15 protein-coding genes are annotated in these 14,887 nt (G+C 65.1%); 6 read left to right on the forward strand and 9 right to left on the reverse strand.

Going from position 1 to position 14,887, the window contains the following annotated elements; genetic code table 11:
- Window positions 1–168: 168 nt before the first annotated feature.
- The 6 genes from IDM45_RS09115 to IDM45_RS09140 form a co-directional block, all read right to left on the reverse strand.
- Window positions 169–2,880, reverse strand: coding sequence for a DEAD/DEAH box helicase (locus tag IDM45_RS09115; protein ID WP_209422556.1), 2,712 nt, complete (start codon window positions 2,878–2,880; stop codon window positions 169–171).
- A 3-nt stretch (window positions 2,881–2,883) separates the two neighbouring features.
- Window positions 2,884–4,626 carry a site-specific DNA-methyltransferase gene (locus IDM45_RS09120; RefSeq protein WP_209422557.1) on the reverse strand — a complete coding sequence of 581 codons (1,743 nt, stop codon included), beginning with the start codon at window positions 4,624–4,626 and terminating at the stop codon, window positions 2,884–2,886.
- Between the two features lie 223 nt (window positions 4,627–4,849).
- Entirely contained in the window at window positions 4,850–5,074 is a 225-nt protein-coding gene (locus tag IDM45_RS09125; protein ID WP_209422558.1) for a hypothetical protein, read from the reverse strand.
- On the reverse strand, window positions 5,058–5,363 hold the full coding sequence (locus IDM45_RS09130) for a HigA family addiction module antitoxin (RefSeq protein ID WP_209422559.1): 306 nt from the start codon (window positions 5,361–5,363) through the stop codon (window positions 5,058–5,060). Before IDM45_RS09130 ends, IDM45_RS09125 begins: the two co-directional genes overlap by 17 nt.
- 12 nt (window positions 5,364–5,375) lie before the next feature.
- Window positions 5,376–5,657: a type II toxin-antitoxin system RelE/ParE family toxin gene (locus IDM45_RS09135; protein WP_209422560.1), complete on the reverse strand. Its 282-nt coding sequence runs from the start codon at window positions 5,655–5,657 to the stop codon at window positions 5,376–5,378.
- 66 nt (window positions 5,658–5,723) lie between these two features.
- Window positions 5,724–7,706 carry a DNA topoisomerase IV subunit B gene (locus IDM45_RS09140; protein WP_209422561.1) on the reverse strand — a complete coding sequence of 661 codons (1,983 nt, stop codon included), beginning with the start codon at window positions 7,704–7,706 and terminating at the stop codon, window positions 5,724–5,726.
- Window positions 7,707–7,837: 131 nt separating this feature from the next.
- Here IDM45_RS09140 and IDM45_RS09145 point away from each other — a divergent pair, with 131 nt between their 5' ends.
- The 6 genes from IDM45_RS09145 to IDM45_RS09165 all read left to right on the forward strand — a co-directional run bounded on the left by IDM45_RS09145 (window position 7,838) and on the right by IDM45_RS09165 (window position 12,689).
- Window positions 7,838–9,049, forward strand: coding sequence for an MFS transporter (locus IDM45_RS09145; protein WP_232654101.1), 1,212 nt, complete (start codon window positions 7,838–7,840; stop codon window positions 9,047–9,049).
- Window positions 9,046–9,177, forward strand: a complete 132-nt coding sequence (locus IDM45_RS17935) for a hypothetical protein (RefSeq protein ID WP_267912107.1) — start codon at window positions 9,046–9,048, stop codon at window positions 9,175–9,177. The genes IDM45_RS09145 and IDM45_RS17935 overlap by 4 nt, the downstream gene beginning before the upstream one ends.
- Window positions 9,178–9,202: 25 nt before the next feature.
- Window positions 9,203–9,781: a class I SAM-dependent methyltransferase gene (locus IDM45_RS09150; protein ID WP_209422563.1), complete on the forward strand. Its 579-nt coding sequence runs from the start codon at window positions 9,203–9,205 to the stop codon at window positions 9,779–9,781.
- Window positions 9,782–9,811: 30 nt separating this feature from the next.
- On the forward strand, window positions 9,812–10,711 hold the full coding sequence (dapA, locus tag IDM45_RS09155) for a 4-hydroxy-tetrahydrodipicolinate synthase (protein WP_209422564.1): 900 nt from the start codon (window positions 9,812–9,814) through the stop codon (window positions 10,709–10,711).
- 70 nt (window positions 10,712–10,781) lie between these two features.
- Window positions 10,782–11,876, forward strand: coding sequence for an outer membrane protein assembly factor BamC (gene bamC, locus IDM45_RS09160; protein WP_209422565.1), 1,095 nt, complete (start codon window positions 10,782–10,784; stop codon window positions 11,874–11,876).
- 15 nt (window positions 11,877–11,891) lie between these two features.
- On the forward strand, window positions 11,892–12,689 hold the full coding sequence (locus IDM45_RS09165) for an MBL fold metallo-hydrolase (protein WP_209422566.1): 798 nt from the start codon (window positions 11,892–11,894) through the stop codon (window positions 12,687–12,689).
- Window positions 12,690–12,801: 112 nt separating this feature from the next.
- Here the strand turns inward: IDM45_RS09165 and IDM45_RS09170 are convergent, their stop codons facing one another.
- From IDM45_RS09170 to IDM45_RS09180, 3 genes are all read right to left on the reverse strand, one after another.
- A complete protein-coding gene (locus IDM45_RS09170; protein ID WP_209422567.1) occupies window positions 12,802–13,086 on the reverse strand; it encodes a hypothetical protein in 285 nt (94 codons plus the stop codon).
- Between the two features lie 169 nt (window positions 13,087–13,255).
- Window positions 13,256–13,747: a hypothetical protein gene (locus IDM45_RS09175; protein ID WP_209422568.1), complete on the reverse strand. Its 492-nt coding sequence runs from the start codon at window positions 13,745–13,747 to the stop codon at window positions 13,256–13,258.
- Window positions 13,740–14,867, reverse strand: coding sequence for a cupin domain-containing protein (locus IDM45_RS09180; protein WP_209422569.1), 1,128 nt, complete (start codon window positions 14,865–14,867; stop codon window positions 13,740–13,742). The genes IDM45_RS09175 and IDM45_RS09180 overlap by 8 nt, the downstream gene beginning before the upstream one ends.
- Window positions 14,868–14,887: the final 20 nt, after the last annotated feature.

Here is a 14,887-nt window from a genome sequence, read left to right on the forward strand (position 1 = left end):
CTGGAGGCAGCCTTGGCCAGCTGGATGCCTGGTTCAACGGGGCGGCGAGGCATGTGGTTCGCAAGTGAGGGCTTGCGCGAAAAAATGCAGCCGGCGGTGCACTTTTGCTGGAAACGCCATTGGGGCCCCAGCTTGTGGCAGAAATTCCAGACGGAACACATGGCCGCTTCATCCAAGCGCCTTCTCGACCCAATCCCAGCGCTTGTCCTTGACCATCACAAACCGGCAGCGGCCTTCCGACAGCTGGGCCCATAGGCCACCGATCAGGCGGTCATCCTCAGCCCCGTTCCATCGATCCGCGCCCTTGTATTCAACCGCCAGAATCGGCCCCGGCTGGCCCGCCGAATCGGGCAATTGGCAGAGAAAATCAGGGTAGAAGCGGCCATCGGCCTTCTGCAGAAAAAATGAGCTGCCCTCACGCCGAACCAGATTACGCACCCAGTACCGGATCCGGCCCTGCTGCGCCCACATATCCAGCTGGCAGGCGCATTCGAATTCTTCCTTGCTATCGAAGTCACCCATCCGCCCATAGAAGTGCTTGCGGAAATCAAAGTGCCCGAAACGCCCGTCGTAATCGCGGCTCGGGGCATAGGCCTGGGCGTGAAACTCGAAAGCGTATTGATCGGTCACTGCCACTCGGGTGGCTGCGCCGTCTCCGAACAGCGCCTGCTGGAAGGCCGCGCCAACGGCCTGCTTGCGCAGCTCGCGAATTCGGGCCTCGATCAGATTGCGGACCAAAAATTTCTGCAGGTTGGCGCGTGCCAGCGTGAAACCTTCACGTCGCAGCAGATCGGTGACCCACGCAGCAACAAATGCCTGCTTGCTCGCGTGGGTCAGTGAGGGCTCGGGGAGGTTGCGACACAGCCAGGTGGCGATGCGAACTTCATCCCAGTTTTCGGGTTGATAAACAAGACCCAGATCGCGCTGCAAATCGGGCAGGAAGCGGGACACCAGGCGACCACTCGCATCGATATCGATCTCGCCGCCTTCCGACACCTTCAGCGCCGCCCCCAATGCCGTCAGGTCATCGGCCGTCGGTGCGGCATCGTAGGGTGAAAGATCCCACGGATACTCCAGCACCTCCGGGTCATCAAACAGCGCCAATTCACCTTGCCCGCCCTGCACCCGCAAGGCCAACTGCGGCACCCGGAAACGCACGCCCAGTTCAGCCGGCGTCTGGAAGAATTCGATCGCCGTGGTGCGGCTGACTTCGGCGGCTTCCACAATTGCCGCCGCAGCGGTTTCGGAGGCAACCGACGCCTTGAGCACTTCGGCCTCATCCTCCGTGAGCGGCGTGCTGATGGTCAGCGTGTTGAGCTTGCCGTCCCAACTCACTTTGTCTCGTACCGGCTTCGGTACGCTCTTCAGGTCGGGCTTTTCGGACAATGTGATCGCTACGGGCCGAACGACCACGCGCCCGGCATGGCCCTCCAGGTCAAGCCGGGCCTGTTCGGCCCTGGCGGCCGTGACGAATTCAGCGACTTCGCGCCGCTCGAACCCGGCGCCGGCCACCAGACGGTCGCGCAGCGCCCCCGCTGTTTCGGCAAAGTCGCGCGATACCACGAAGGCATAGGATTGATTCAACGCCTTGGCCTGCCGGTGGACAGCACCTGGCTGCCGCAACACGCGCCCAAGCAACTGCTCCACCGCCGTAGCCGACGACAGCGAGGCCATGCTCACCAGAATGTAGGCAAACGGGCAATCCCAGCCCTCGGCCAGCGCTCTCTGGGTAATGACGAATTTCACCGGGCAAGCCGGATCGGCAATGCCCAGTTTGTAGTCAGCGTCGATCTGCTCCAGGCCCTTTTCGTCACCCGTGGCCACCACGATTTCGCTGCCGGGAATGCCGTGGTTGGTGATCAGCTCGTTCTTCACCTTTTCGAAGTCCCGCGTTTCGATACCGGCGCGGCGAGGTTCGGACTGAATCAGCACCAGCGGGCGCAGATAGGCTGCGCCGGCGCGGCGTTCTTCATCGGCCAGCTTGTGCAGGGCATCGCGTCGGCCAATGGCATCGGCCAGACACTGCTGCCAGTTCGGCTCGGTTTGCAGCACCACCGGCAGCTTGACCATTTCCTCCGCCTTCAACTCGGCGGCGGATACGCTGTGCAGCACATTGGTCGGTGTGCGCTCCAGATCGGGCGTGGCGGTCAGCTCCATCACGCCGCTGGGGCGAAAGCGCGCCAGCATATCGAAGGCCAGTTCGGTGCGGCTGTTGTGCGCCTCGTCCACCACCACGAACGGGCGGCGCAGCCGCAGCACGTTGGCCAGTGAATACGGCGTGGTGCGCCCGCTGCCCTCGCCATCGGTCAGCAAGCCATCGCGCTGCACTGGCGACAGGTTGTCGAAGTGGTGCATCAGTGCGCCGCTGGACTGGTACACCTTGCGGCATTCTTCATCTTCCACCTGGAAGGCCTGCCGTGTGGCCACGATCACCGTGGTCGAGGTGTCCAGCGTGGCACGGGTCACGCTCTTGGCTTCGTCCAAGTCGAGCACCGTGATCGGGCCTGCCTCGCGCAGTGCGGCGTGATAGGGATGGCTGCGATCCTTCAGCGCCTTGAGGGTCTGTTCGCGGATCGGCTTGCTGGGCACCAGCCACAGAATCACGCTGTGCTCGGTGCGCAGCAGATGCGTGTTGACCAGTTGAACGCTTTTCGCCGCCAGCCAGGTCTTTCCGCCGCCGGTGGGTACGCGCAGACAGAAATACGGCATGTCGGCCGGAAAGCCCGACAGCGGGTTGTACAGATTGCCGCGTCCCCACAGGCGTTCGGTGGTGGCGGTGAAGGCAATCGAAGGTGACGGCAATTCGTGGCAGGCTTTGAAATAGGCCTCCACACTGCCGAGCACTTGCTGTTGATAGATTTTCGGTGCGAACCCGGACATGGCCTACACCTCTAGCGCATAAGGGGTTTGCTTGAAAGTGACGCCTTCGCGTGCGGCGCGGGCACCCATGCGATTGGCAGCGGCATAGATCACTTTCGGGCCGGCAAACTTCGGCAGCGCCTCGAATACCGGGCCGGTGAGCACGTTCCCGCCGCCCACAGATTTGTCCTTGAGGATGCCGTTGTAGAGCAGGTAGATGGCGCGGCCTTCATGCACGCCCAACAGCGGAGAGTCGGCGGTGCCGGTAAAACCGGTGCCGGTTTCGGCAAACCAGACGAATTCGGCTAACTGGGCAAACTTCACATCGTTGCGTATCTGGCCGTCTGCTGCGAAAAGGGGCTCGGCAGACAGGCGACAATATTGGAAACCGCCACCCGCTCCTTGAACATTTTCCCCTACAGCGCCCATAAGACCGCCGGAAACTAGCTCCAACCGCTTCCTTGCGATATCTTTTGCAGTGGAATCGCTCATCTCAATAAGAATAAAATGCCTTCTCTCCCCTTCTGCAGCCATTTCTAGAGCAGCGTGCCCAGTCGTGCCACTGCCCGCAAAAGAATCCAAAATAATATCACCCTCCTCAGAGCCCATCCTGATAATATACTTTATTAATTCTTTGGGCTTAGGGTAGCTGAAGCTAATATTCATCCTTTCAAGTTCAGCACGCATTTTTTCTGTCGTCCCAAAACCACGCAACACTGAAAGAATATTCCTAGCCTTCTCACCGCGATCTTTTCTGTAATAGATAACACCGCTTGCCGATAGAAAAAATTTCAGCTGTCCGTCATCTTCATCCAATGGAAGGCAGCTATTTTCAATGAAGCGGCGCAATTTATTAGCATTCGCCCAGCCAGAAAAAACCCTGCAAGAAGAAGTTAGCTTTCCACTAACCCCCTTCATTGGATCCAATCTTAGAGGAAATTGAATTTTGCCAAAACGCCTCTTTAGAGGATTACTTGACAGTCCTTCTTCAGTCATTGCTTGAACCAAACCTACAGGTATTTCACTTGCTGGAAGATCAATTTCAGCAGCCGCCACGGGAAAACCGACAGGCAATACAATTTCACTAGGAGGATTTGCAGACCCATTTTTTGTAATGGAATTTTCCGCAAATCCAGCCCATAAATTACTTTCCTCTCTAGTATTCGGATCGATGATGTGCCCGAAAGCCACCCTCTCTGAATTCATCGCATAACAGATAACATATTCATGATTTACTTTTACATGAAATTGATTATCTGTATGACCTTCGGTATTCCAAACAAACTGTGCCACAAAGTTTTTTCGTTGAAATACTTCATCCATAAGCCAACGTAGAGAGTGCTGCTCGTTATCATCCAAAGACACGAAAATTAAACCGTCTTCTCTCAAAAACTGCTTCAGCAACACCAGCCGCGGGTACATCATGCACAGCCAGCGGTCGTGCCGATCCAGCGTCTCGCCTTCCTTGCCGACCACTTCGCCCAGCCATTTCCGGATCTCCGGGCTGTTGACGTTGTCGTTGTAGACCCAGCCTTCATTGCCGGTGTTGTAAGGCGGGTCGATGTAGATGCACTTCACCTGCCCGGCATAGCGCGGCAGCAGCGCCTTGAGCGCATGCAGGTTGTCGCCCTGCACGATGAGGTTGCCCGAGTCTTTGCCCTGCCCCGGGCCGCAGGAGAGCTCCGGTACCGGCTCCAGCAGACGGAATGGCACTTCCTTGTGGTGCTTGACGACGGCTTCTTTGCCGATCCAGTTCAGTGTGGGCATGGGCGCTGGTTCCTCGTTGGCTCAAGCCGGAGCGCAACCGCGCAGGCGCGGCTCGCCGATCTGGGCGATCAAGTCATGGATGGCAGACAAGGAATCCTCCGGAGGTTGTTCTCATGAGAGCGGCTTTATGCCCGCTCGGTTGCTTCTTTTTTGATAGCTGCTTGCGCTTGTATGGCGCGGGCTGGCAGGCTAAAACACTCGCAATTGGTTCAGCTGGCGGCCCTCACCCCAGCCCTCTCCCGGAGGGAGAGGGAGCAAGACCGGCGCGGCGTTGAGCACGTGCCGACTCGATCTCCTGGGCAATTGCTTCCTGCGTGATCTCAGGGGCGTCACTGGTGCGCCGCTCTGCGTCGAACTGGCGGACGTACTGCTTCCAGCTTTGCAGCACGCGATCACGCGCGCCGGCCTCGCTGGCCAAGCCCTGTGGATTCTCACTGGGCGGGTTCATGCTCGAAGCGCCGAATCTGCGCCAGCACATCGGCCATGCGTTCCTTGGCGATGGCCGTGTCGTAATCGAACTGCAGCCCCGCCCAGAATCCGTCGGACGTCCCAAAAAATTTCGACAACCGCAGCCCAGTATCGACGGTGATGGAGCGCGTGCCCGCCACGATCTCGCCAATGCGGCGCTGCGAGACGCCAATCTCCTTGGCCAGCCGGTACTGGGTCAGGCCCATGGGTTCCAGAAACTCATGCAGCAGGATTTCACCGGGGTGCGGCCATGCGACTTGGGTGGTCATGCAGTGCTCCTTTCAGTGGTAGTCAACGATTTGCACCTGCGTGGCGTGTCCGTTCTGCCAGACGAAGCACACGCGCCACTGGTCATTGATGCGGATGCTGTGCTGGCCCTTGCGATCGCCCTGCAGGGCTTCCAGGCGGTTGCCGGGCGGGATGCGCAGGTCATCCAGTACCGCAGCGCGGTGCAGCATGGCCAGCTTGCGCAGGGCGACCGTCTCAATGTGCACCCAGCGCCTGACCCGCTGCTGCTCGAACAAAGCTCGGGTGTCGGAGTCGGCAAGGGATTGGATCGCCATGCGAAATGCTAACGTTAGTCGTTAGTATCGTCAAACGTCAGCAAGCTCGCCCAGCATCGGCTGCGCTCACACATCCACCTCGACCGAATCCCCATGCAGCTCCATCAGCTCGCGCCGCGAGCCGGCCTCGCCCTTGCCCATCAGGCGGGTCATGAGTGCTGCCGTGGCCTCGTGGCCCGCAGCGCCCAGCTGCACCGGCATCAATCGGCGCGTGTCGGGGTTGAGCGTGGTTTCCCACAGCTGCTCGGCGTTCATCTCGCCCAGGCCCTTGAAGCGGCTGATCTGGCAGCGTTCGCGCGCCACGCCTTCCTTGGCGGCCTTGTCCAGGATGGCGGTCAGTTCCGCCTCGTCCAGCGCGTAGAGCTTGGCCGCCGGCTTTCTGCCGCGCGCCGGGATGTCCACGCGAAACAAGGGCGGGCGCGCCACGTAGATGTGGCCGGCCTCGATCAGCTTGGGGAAGTGGCGAAAGAACAGCGTCAGCAGCAGCACCTGGATGTGCGAGCCGTCCACGTCCGCGTCCGACAGGATGCAGACCTTGCCGTAGCGCAGGCCGGACAGATCCGGCTCGTCCTGCGGGCCGTGCGGATCGACGCCGATGGCCACGGCGATGTCGTGCACTTCGGTGTTGGCAAACAGCCGGTCGCGCTCGACCTCCCAGGTGTTGAGCACCTTGCCGCGCAGCGGCAAGATGGCTTGCGTCTCCTTGTCGCGGCCCATCTTGGCGCTGCCGCCGGCGGAGTCGCCCTCGACCAGGAAAACTTCGTTGTACGCCGTATCGCGACTTTCGCAGTCGGTGAGCTTGCCGGGCAGCACGGCCACGCCCGAGCCTTTTTTCTTCTCGACCTTCTGGCCGGCGCGCTGGCGGGTCTGCGCCGCCTTGATGGCCAGCTCCGCCAGCTTCCTGCCGTAGTCCACGTGCTGATGCAGCCACAGTTCGAGCGCCGGACGCACGAAGCTGGACACCAGCCGCACGGCATCGCGCGAGTTCAGCCGCTCCTTGATCTGGCCCTGGAACTGCGGATCGAGCACCTTGGCCGACAGCACGTAGCTGGCGCGGGCGAACACGTCCTCGGGCATGAGCTTGACGCCCTTGGGCAGCAGGCCGTGCAGCTCGATGAAGCTCTTGACGGCCTGGAACAGGCCATCGCGCAGGCCGCTGTCGTGCGTGCCGCCGGCGGATGTGGGGATCAGGTTGACGTAGCTCTCGCGCACCGGCGCGCCTTCTTCGGTGAAGGCCACGGCCCAGGCTGCGCCCTCGCCTTCGGCAAAGTGGTCGTTGCCGGCATCGGCAAAACCCTCGCCCTCGAACATGGGGATGACCGGGTCGGCGGGCAGTGTCTGCGCCAGATAGTCGCGTAGGCCGCCCTTGTATTGCCAGGTTTGCGTCTCGCGCGTTTTTTCGTTGTACAGCGTGACGGCGACGCCGGGCATCAGCACCGCCTTGCTGCGCAGCAGGTGCGTGAGTTCGCCCATAGGCAGGTGGCTGGACTCGAAATACTTCGCGTCGGGCCAGGCGCGCACCGTCGTGCCCTGCTTGCGCTCGCCGGGCTGCAGGGGCCGGGCCGCCAGCGGCTCGACCACGTCGCCGCCGGCAAAGACCAGGCGCGCCACCTGCCCTTCGCGGTGCGTGGCCACCTCCATGCGCGTGGACAGCGCATTGGTCACCGACACGCCCACGCCGTGCAGGCCGCCCGAGAAGCTGTAGGCACCGCCCTGGCCCTTGTCGAACTTGCCGCCGGCGTGCAGCCGGGTGAAGACCAGCTCGACCACGGGGGCCTTTTCCTCGGGGTGCAGGCCAAACGGGATGCCCCGGCCATCGTCCTCGACGCTGACCGAGCCATCCAGGTGCAGCGTCACGCGGATTTTCTTGCCGTAGCCGGCCAACGCCTCGTCGGCGGCGTTGTCCAGCACCTCCTGGATGATGTGCAGCGGGTTGTCGGTGCGGGTGTACATGCCCGGGCGTTGCTTGACGGGCTCCAGGCCCTTGAGGACGCGGATGGAGCGCTCGCCGTAGTCGTGGGCGGGGTGGTGTTGTGCTTTGCTGGCCATGGCGGCAGATTGTAGATAACTGGTTTTTTGAACAGTATTTTGGCGTTTTTTGCCTGGCCCGGCAGGTGGCGCGGGTTTTGGTTACATTCGCCCGGATGCACTCCGGCCCCTCCCAGCAGTCTCCTCTTCCCATGTTTCAGATCCTGGCGTGCGGCGCTGCCGTGGTCACGCTGTCCATGGGCATACGCCACGGCTTCGGCCTGTGGCTTGCACCCATCACGCAGGACATGGGCTGGACGCGCCAGACCTTTGCCTTTGCCATGGCCATCCAGAACCTGGCCTGGGGCGTGTTCGGCATCTTCGGCGGCATGGCGGCGGATCGCCTGGGCGCCTTCCGGGTGCTGATCGGCGGGGCGCTACTGTATGCGCTGGGCCTGTCCGGCATGGCGCTGTCGCCCACGCCAGGGCTGTTTGCCCTGAGCACTGGCGTGGTCATAGGCGCGGCGCAGGCCGGCACGACCTATGCCGTGATCTATGGCGTGCTGGGCCGGCAGATCGCGGCCGAGCGGCGCTCCTGGGCCATGGGTGTGGCGGCGGCAGCCGGCTCGTTCGGGCAGTTTTTGATGGTGCCGCTGGAGGGCCAGTTGATCCTGAGCCTGGGCTGGCAGCAGGCGCTGCTGGTGCTAGCGGCCATGGCGCTGCTGATCATCCCGCTGGCCTTTGGCCTGCGTGAGCCGGGCTTTGGCGGCCAACGCCAGCGCAGCGCCGGCGGCCACGGCCAGAGCGTGGGCCACGCGGTGGCCGAGGCACTGCGCCACCCGAGCTTCCTGCTGCTGACGGCGGGCTATTTCGTCTGCGGCTTCCAGGTGGTTTTCATCGGCGTCCACATGCCCAGCTACCTCAAGGATCACGGCCTGACGCCGCAGGTGGCCAGCATGGCGCTGGCGCTGATCGGCCTGTTCAACGTGGTGGGCACCTATGCCGCCGGCGCGCTGGGCCAGCGCCTGCCCAAGCGCACCATCCTGGTAGCCATCTACTGGGCGCGCGCGGTGGTCATCGCCATCTTCATGCTGGTGCCGCTGTCGCCCACCTCGGTGTACGTGTTTTCCGCCGTCATGGGGATGCTGTGGCTGTCCACCGTGCCGCCGACCAACGCCGTGGTGGCGCAGATCTTCGGCGTGCAGCACCTGTCCATGCTCAGCGGCTTTGTGTTCTTCAGCCACCAGATCGGCAGCTTCATGGGCGTGTGGCTGGGCGGCTATCTGTACGACCGCACGGGCAGCTACGACATCGTCTGGTACCTGGCGATTGCCCTGGGCATTCTGGCCGGGCTGCTCAACCTGCCGGTGCGTGAGAACGCCATCGTCCGCCCCGCCGCTGCAACGGCGGCCCAGCCCGCATGAGGCGCCTGCCTGTGCGCAACGCCCTGTTGGCCCTGGCGCTGGCCGCCGTGCTGCTGGCCGTGTTCGCCTGGTATCTGCGCCCGGACTTCATGCTCACGCTGGCCGATCAGCTGTGGGCCTGCTTCTAGACAACCGAATCCCCGCACCCCTGCCATGACCGCTGCCGACCTGCACCCGCCCTCGCAATGGATAGTGCGCTGGTCGCACCTGGTGCCCGCTGGCGGCGCCGTGCTGGACGTGGCCTGCGGCGCGGGCCGGCACGTGCGCTGGTTTCATGAACGAAATCACCCGGTAACCGGCGTGGATCAAGCGCTGTCAGCTACTGAATCAATAGCAAACATGGCCGCTGCAGCCATTCAGGCAGACATCGAGAATGGCCCCTGGCCCCTGCCCGGGCGGCAGTTCGCCGCCGTGGTGGTGACCAATTACCTGTGGCGGCCACTGCTGCCGACCATCGTCGCCAGCGTGGCGCCGGGCGGCGTGCTGCTGTACGAGACTTTTGCCCAGGGCAACGAGACCGTGGGCCGGCCCGCACGGCCCGACTTCCTGCTGGCGCCGGGCGAGTTGCTGCGCGCCTGCGCCGAGCTGCGCGTGGTGGCCTACGAGGACGGCTTTCTGAGCGCCCCCGAGCGCTTCGTGCAGCGCATTGCCGCCGTGCGTGCTCCGGCGCAGCCGGCACAGCGCTGGCCCCTGCAGCCGCCCGTCCCGGCTGGTGGGCAGTCGCCTCGTTAGAATGCCTTTTTTTGCGTTTTTGACCGCGCCATGACTCTTTCCAGCGCCCCTTTGACGGGCAGCATCGTCGCCCTTGTCACCCCCATGCTCGATGACGGCAGCGTGGACTACGCCGCGCTGCGCAAGCTCATCGACTGGCACGTCCAGGAGGGCACGGACTGCATCGGCGTCGTCGGCACCACGGGCGAGTCGCCCACGGTGAATGTCGAGGAGCACCGCGAGATCATCCGCGTGGCCGTCGAGCAGGCCGCTGGCCGCGTGCCCGTGATGGCCGGCTGCGGCGCCAACTCCACGCACGAGGCCATCGCCCTGGCACGCTACGCCAGGCAGGTGGGCGCGAGCAGCCAGCTGCAGGTCGTGCCCTACTACAACAAGCCCACGCAGGAAGGCCAGTACCAGCACTTCAAGGCCATCGCCGAGGCGGTCGGCGACCTGCCCATGGTGCTGTACAACGTGCCCGGGCGCACCGTGGCAGACATGCACCATGAGACCGTGCTGCGCCTGTCGCAGGTGCCGGGCATCGTCGGCATCAAGGAGGCCACCGGCAACATCGAGCGTGCGCAGTGGCTGATCCGCGACGTCCCGCAGGGCTTTGCCGTCTATTCGGGCGACGACCCCACGGCGGTGGCCCTGATGCTGTGCGGCGGCCACGGCAACATCAGCGTCACGGCCAACGTCGCGCCGCGCCTGATGCGCCAGCTGTGCGCCGCAGCCATCGCCGGCGACCGCCGGGCCGCCATGGACATCCAGTTCCAGCTGCTGCCGCTGCACAGGCACCTGTTCGTCGAGGCCAACCCCATCCCCGTCAAGTGGGCCATGGCGCGCCTGGGCCTGTGCGGCCCGGCCATGCGCCTGCCCATGACGCCACTGTCGCAGGGCAACGAAGCCGTGGTCGAGGGCGCACTGCGCGCCGCCGGCCTGCTGGCCTGACGTGCCGCCCGCCTGCCCGCTCCATCCATCCGCCTTCGCGCATCCGCACCGCGCAACGAGGACTGCTCTCGTGAACCCTAGCACCCGCATCGGCCTGCTCGGCCTGGCCCTCGCCCTGTCTGCCTGCTCCGTCTTGGAGAGCGACAAGATCGACTACAAGAGCGCCAGCAAGGGCGCGACGCTGGAGGTGCCGCCCGACCTGACGCAACTGTCGCGCGACACCCGCTACAGCGTGCCCGGCGGCACTGTCTCCGCCGCCGCCTACGAGGCCGGCGCGGCGCAGCAAAGCCGCAGCAGCGCCAGCAGCGCCGCGCCCAAGGCCATCGGCGACGTGCGCATCGAGCGCGACGGCAACCAGCGCTGGCTGGTGGTGGGCCGCAGTGCCGACCAGCTGTGGGAGCCGGTACGTGACTTCTGGCTGGACAACGGCTTCATCTACACCCTGGAAAACCGCGACCTGGGCCTGCTGGAGACTGACTGGGCGGAAAACCGCGCCAAGCTGCCGCAGGACATCATCCGCTCGACCATCGGCAAGGTTTTCGACTCGCTGTACTCGACCGGCGAGCGTGACCGCTTTCGCACGCGCATCGAGCGGCGCGCCGATGGCGGCACCGAGATCTATGTCAGCCATCGCGGCATGGTCGAGGTCTATACAAACACGCAAAAGGATCAGACCGTGTGGCAGCCGCGCGCCGCCGACCCGGAGCTGGAGACCGAATTCCTGCGCCGCCTGATGGTCAAGCTGGGCGTGAGCGAGGAGCAGTCGCGCGCGGCTGCCGCCGCGCCGCTGCCGGCAGCGCCAGCCGCCAGCATCGGCCAGGTCGATGGCGTGCCCGTGGTGCAGATCGCCGAGCCCTTCGACCGTGCCTGGCGCCGCGTCGGCGTGGCGCTGGATCGCACCGGCTTCACCGTGGAAGACCGGGACCGCAGCCAGGGCGTGTATTTCGTGCGCTACGTCGAGCCCAATGCGGACAGGAAGCAGCAGGGCTTCTTTGGCAAGCTGTTCAGCCGCAGCCCGGACGCTGCGCCGCCGCTCAAGTACCGCATCGTGGTGCGCAGCGAGGGCGCCAGCAGCACCGTGTCGGTGCTCAACGCTGCCGGCGCGCCCGAGTCCTCGGCTACCGCCGAGCGCATCGTGCGCGTGATCGCCGACGACCTGAAGTAAGCGGCTGCCGCAACCTTGCTGCGCTTTCGCAATCTGGCCAGCGGCAGCGGTGGCAACGCCACGCTGATCGAGGGCGGCAGCAGCGGCACGCGTCCTTGCCGCCTGCTGCTGGATTGCGGCCTGAGCCTGCGCCAAGTGGATGTGCGATTGCAGGCCGCCGGCACCAGCGCCGGCGCGCTGGATGCCGTTTTCATCACGCACGAGCATTCCGACCACACCGGCTGCGTGCTCAAACTCGCGCTGCGCGAGCGCATCCCGGTCTGGATGAGCGAGGGCACCTGGCGCGGCATGGGCGCGCCCGGGCTGGACGGCCTGCTGCACCTTGCCCACGATGGCCAGGCCATTGACCTGGGCGGCTTCGAGGCCTGGCCCTTTGCCGTGCCCCACGATGCGCGCGAGCCGCTGCATCTGCGCGTGAGCGACGGCGCCACGCACATCGGCCTGATGACCGACCTGGGCCATGCCCCGGAGCATGTGGTGCAGCACCTGCAAGGCTGCCACGCCCTGCTGCTGGAGGCCAACCACGACGCCGACATGCTGCACGGCGGGCGCTACCCGGCCTTTCTCAAGCAGCGCATCGCCGGCCCGCACGGCCACCTGGCCAACGACGCCAGCGCCGAGCTGCTGCGCGCCGTCTGCCATCCCGGCCTGCGCCAGGTGGTGGCGGCCCATCTGAGCGCGCGCAACAACCAGCCGCACTTGGCGCAGGCCGCGCTGGCACAGGCCTGGGGCTGTGCCAGCGCCGACATCATCGTGGCCGACCAGCGCACCGGGACGAATTGGGTGGCACCCGGCCAGGGACGCTGGGAGTGATGGCCTCGGCAGGCAGCAGGCAACAAAAAACCCCGTAGCGCTGGTACGCACGGGGTTTTTGTTGCCTGGCCCGGCACATGAGTGCCAGGCTGGCTGCGTCTTGGCGACGTGCTTACTTGGCTTCCGAGGAGGCAGGAGCTGCTGCGGCGGCGGCAGCAGCGTCGGCAGCAGCCTTGGCGTCGTCGGAGGCGGCATCGGCAGCAGGCGTGGCCGCGTCGGTGGCAGCAGGAGCCTCGGCAGGTGCGGGTGCCGGCTCGGGAGCAGGTGCCGGCTCGGGTGCCGGAGCCGGGGCTTCCACAGGAGCGGGCGCTGGCGCCGGAGCGGGCTCTTCCTTCTTGCCGCAGGCAGCGAGGGCGGCAGCAGCGATCAAGGCGGCCAGGACGACGGAATTTTTCATGTCAGTTTCCTAATGATGAAGACGATTGTTATGAAATGCCGAACCTCAACGCCTCACAGCGATCGGCGCGACTGAGAGCGCTTTGCGCACCCTGGTGAAATCAGCCGATGATTATAAGAACGATACGTCAATACAGAGTTACACGAAGAACAAGCCTGTATTGATCGTGCTACAGCCCCAGCACTGTGGCCGGGAAGGCGGGTGTGCTCCGGCGCTCCAGCCACTCGTCCAGCGTCTGGCGCAGCTGCACGCGCCGCTCGGGCTCGTGGCCGGCAACGCCCACGCTGCGCACCGGGTCATGGCGCTGCAGCACCCACTCAGGCGACCACAGCACGCTGGGCAGCGCCAGCGGATCGGGGGTGGCGGCCTTGCGGCAGGCGATGAGGTGATCCCACTGCCGGCGCCACTGCACGAAGCGCGGCTGGCGGCGTACCAGATCATCGAAGTCCAGCGCCAGCAGCGTGCAGCGCCGGCCCGCGCGTGACCACTGCTGCAGCGACTGCACCACCTCGCGCTCGCCCAGCGGCCAATCGGCAAAGCTGGCATCGCTCAACACCAGCTCGGCCCAGCCCGCCTGGGCGGCAGCGGCCAATGCCTGGCGCACCAGGACGGCAAAGGCCTCTCGGCCCTCGAAGCGGCCTGTGGGCAGGGCGTTAGCCATCGCTGCGCGCGTGTGCCCAGCCGGCGTCGCACCAGGCAGCCAGCAGCTCCAGCGCCTCGTCGCTGGCGCGCGCCAGCTCCTGCGGCCCGAGGGCGCGCCCATCGGCCAGGCGGCGCATCAGCACGGCGTCGTCGCCCGCAGCGCGGTAGCTCTCGCCGTTGATGAAGATGTGCTGCTCGTCATACATCATGCGTGTGCGTTTATCCAGCACCACGCGCTCCATCAAGCCGCCCGCAGGCGCCGGCTCGAACCAGACGTTGGGCTTGGGCTCGGTCAAGGCCTCGCCCAGGGCGCAGTCCAGCGCCGCCGGGTCGGCCAGGGCGCGCTGCACGGCTTCGCGGGCGAAGGCCTGCAGGGCAGCGGGGATGGCGCCGGGGCTGGCGGTGGCCGTCTGCTTCGGGTCGCGGTACAGCGGCGCGTCGTCCTCGTCGGCAGCCGCATCGGCCACGCGCAACAGCACCTCGTGCGCCAGGCCGGCGGCGTCGGGCGAGCGAAAACCGATGGAGCAGGTCATGCACTCGCCCTCGGCCACGCCGTCGTGCGCCCAGCCCGGCGGCAAGTACAGCATGTCGCCAGGTTCGAGCACATATTCCTCCTCAGGCTCGAAGCGGGCCAGGATCTTCAGCGGCAGGCCTTCGATCAATTTGGCGTTCTTCTGCCGCCCGATGCGCCAGCGCCTGCGGCCCAGGCCCTGCAGCAGGAACACGTCGTAGTTGTCGAAGTGCGGCCCGACGCCGCCGCCGTCGCTGGCGTAGCTGATCATCAGGTCGTCCAGCCGGGCGTGCGGCACGAAGGCAAAGCGCTGCAGCAGCGCATGGGCTGCATCGTCGTGCAGATCCACGCCCTGCACCAGCACCGTCCATTCGCGCGTGGTCAGGGACGGGATGGCGCGGCGCGGCAGCGGCCCGTGGCGCAGCCGCCACTGGCCGTCCTGGTGTTGGATTAGGCGCGACTCGACATCCTCGCTGCCCGCCAGGCGCAGCAGTTCGGCGCGCGACACGGGCGGCTTGAAGCCGGGGATGGCAGCGCGCACCAGCAGGGGCTTTCTGTGCCAGTGGCGCTGCATGAACTGGGCCGGACTCAGGCCGCCGAGCAAGGCTGTGGGCTGTCGTACATCCATGACGTGGGACGCGCCTCAAG

It is taken from the genome of Melaminivora jejuensis (genome assembly GCF_017811175.1).
Lineage (GTDB): Bacteria > Pseudomonadota > Gammaproteobacteria > Burkholderiales > Burkholderiaceae_C > Melaminivora > Melaminivora jejuensis.

What these genes read in the sequence shown, in the direction of transcription:
- IDM45_RS09115 (WP_209422556.1), bottom strand. Translation starts at nt 2,880, where the DNA reads ATGTCCGGGTTCGCACCGAAAATCTATCAACAGCAAGTGCTCGGCAGT.
- IDM45_RS09120 (WP_209422557.1), bottom strand. Translation starts at nt 4,626, where the DNA reads ATGCCCACACTGAACTGGATCGGCAAAGAAGCCGTCGTCAAGCACCAC.
- IDM45_RS09125 (WP_209422558.1), bottom strand. Translation starts at nt 5,074, where the DNA reads ATGAACCCGCCCAGTGAGAATCCACAGGGCTTGGCCAGCGAGGCCGGC.
- IDM45_RS09130 (WP_209422559.1), bottom strand. Translation starts at nt 5,363, where the DNA reads ATGACCACCCAAGTCGCATGGCCGCACCCCGGTGAAATCCTGCTGCAT.
- IDM45_RS09135 (WP_209422560.1), bottom strand. Translation starts at nt 5,657, where the DNA reads ATGGCGATCCAATCCCTTGCCGACTCCGACACCCGAGCTTTGTTCGAG.
- IDM45_RS09140 (WP_209422561.1), bottom strand. Translation starts at nt 7,706, where the DNA reads ATGGCCAGCAAAGCACAACACCACCCCGCCCACGACTACGGCGAGCGC.
- IDM45_RS09145 (WP_232654101.1), top strand. Translation starts at nt 7,838, where the DNA reads ATGTTTCAGATCCTGGCGTGCGGCGCTGCCGTGGTCACGCTGTCCATG.
- IDM45_RS17935 (WP_267912107.1), top strand. Translation starts at nt 9,046, where the DNA reads ATGAGGCGCCTGCCTGTGCGCAACGCCCTGTTGGCCCTGGCGCTGGCC.
- IDM45_RS09150 (WP_209422563.1), top strand. Translation starts at nt 9,203, where the DNA reads ATGACCGCTGCCGACCTGCACCCGCCCTCGCAATGGATAGTGCGCTGG.
- dapA (WP_209422564.1), top strand. Translation starts at nt 9,812, where the DNA reads ATGACTCTTTCCAGCGCCCCTTTGACGGGCAGCATCGTCGCCCTTGTC.
- IDM45_RS09170 (WP_209422567.1), bottom strand. Translation starts at nt 13,086, where the DNA reads ATGAAAAATTCCGTCGTCCTGGCCGCCTTGATCGCTGCTGCCGCCCTC.
- IDM45_RS09175 (WP_209422568.1), bottom strand. Translation starts at nt 13,747, where the DNA reads ATGGCTAACGCCCTGCCCACAGGCCGCTTCGAGGGCCGAGAGGCCTTT.
- IDM45_RS09180 (WP_209422569.1), bottom strand. Translation starts at nt 14,867, where the DNA reads ATGGATGTACGACAGCCCACAGCCTTGCTCGGCGGCCTGAGTCCGGCC.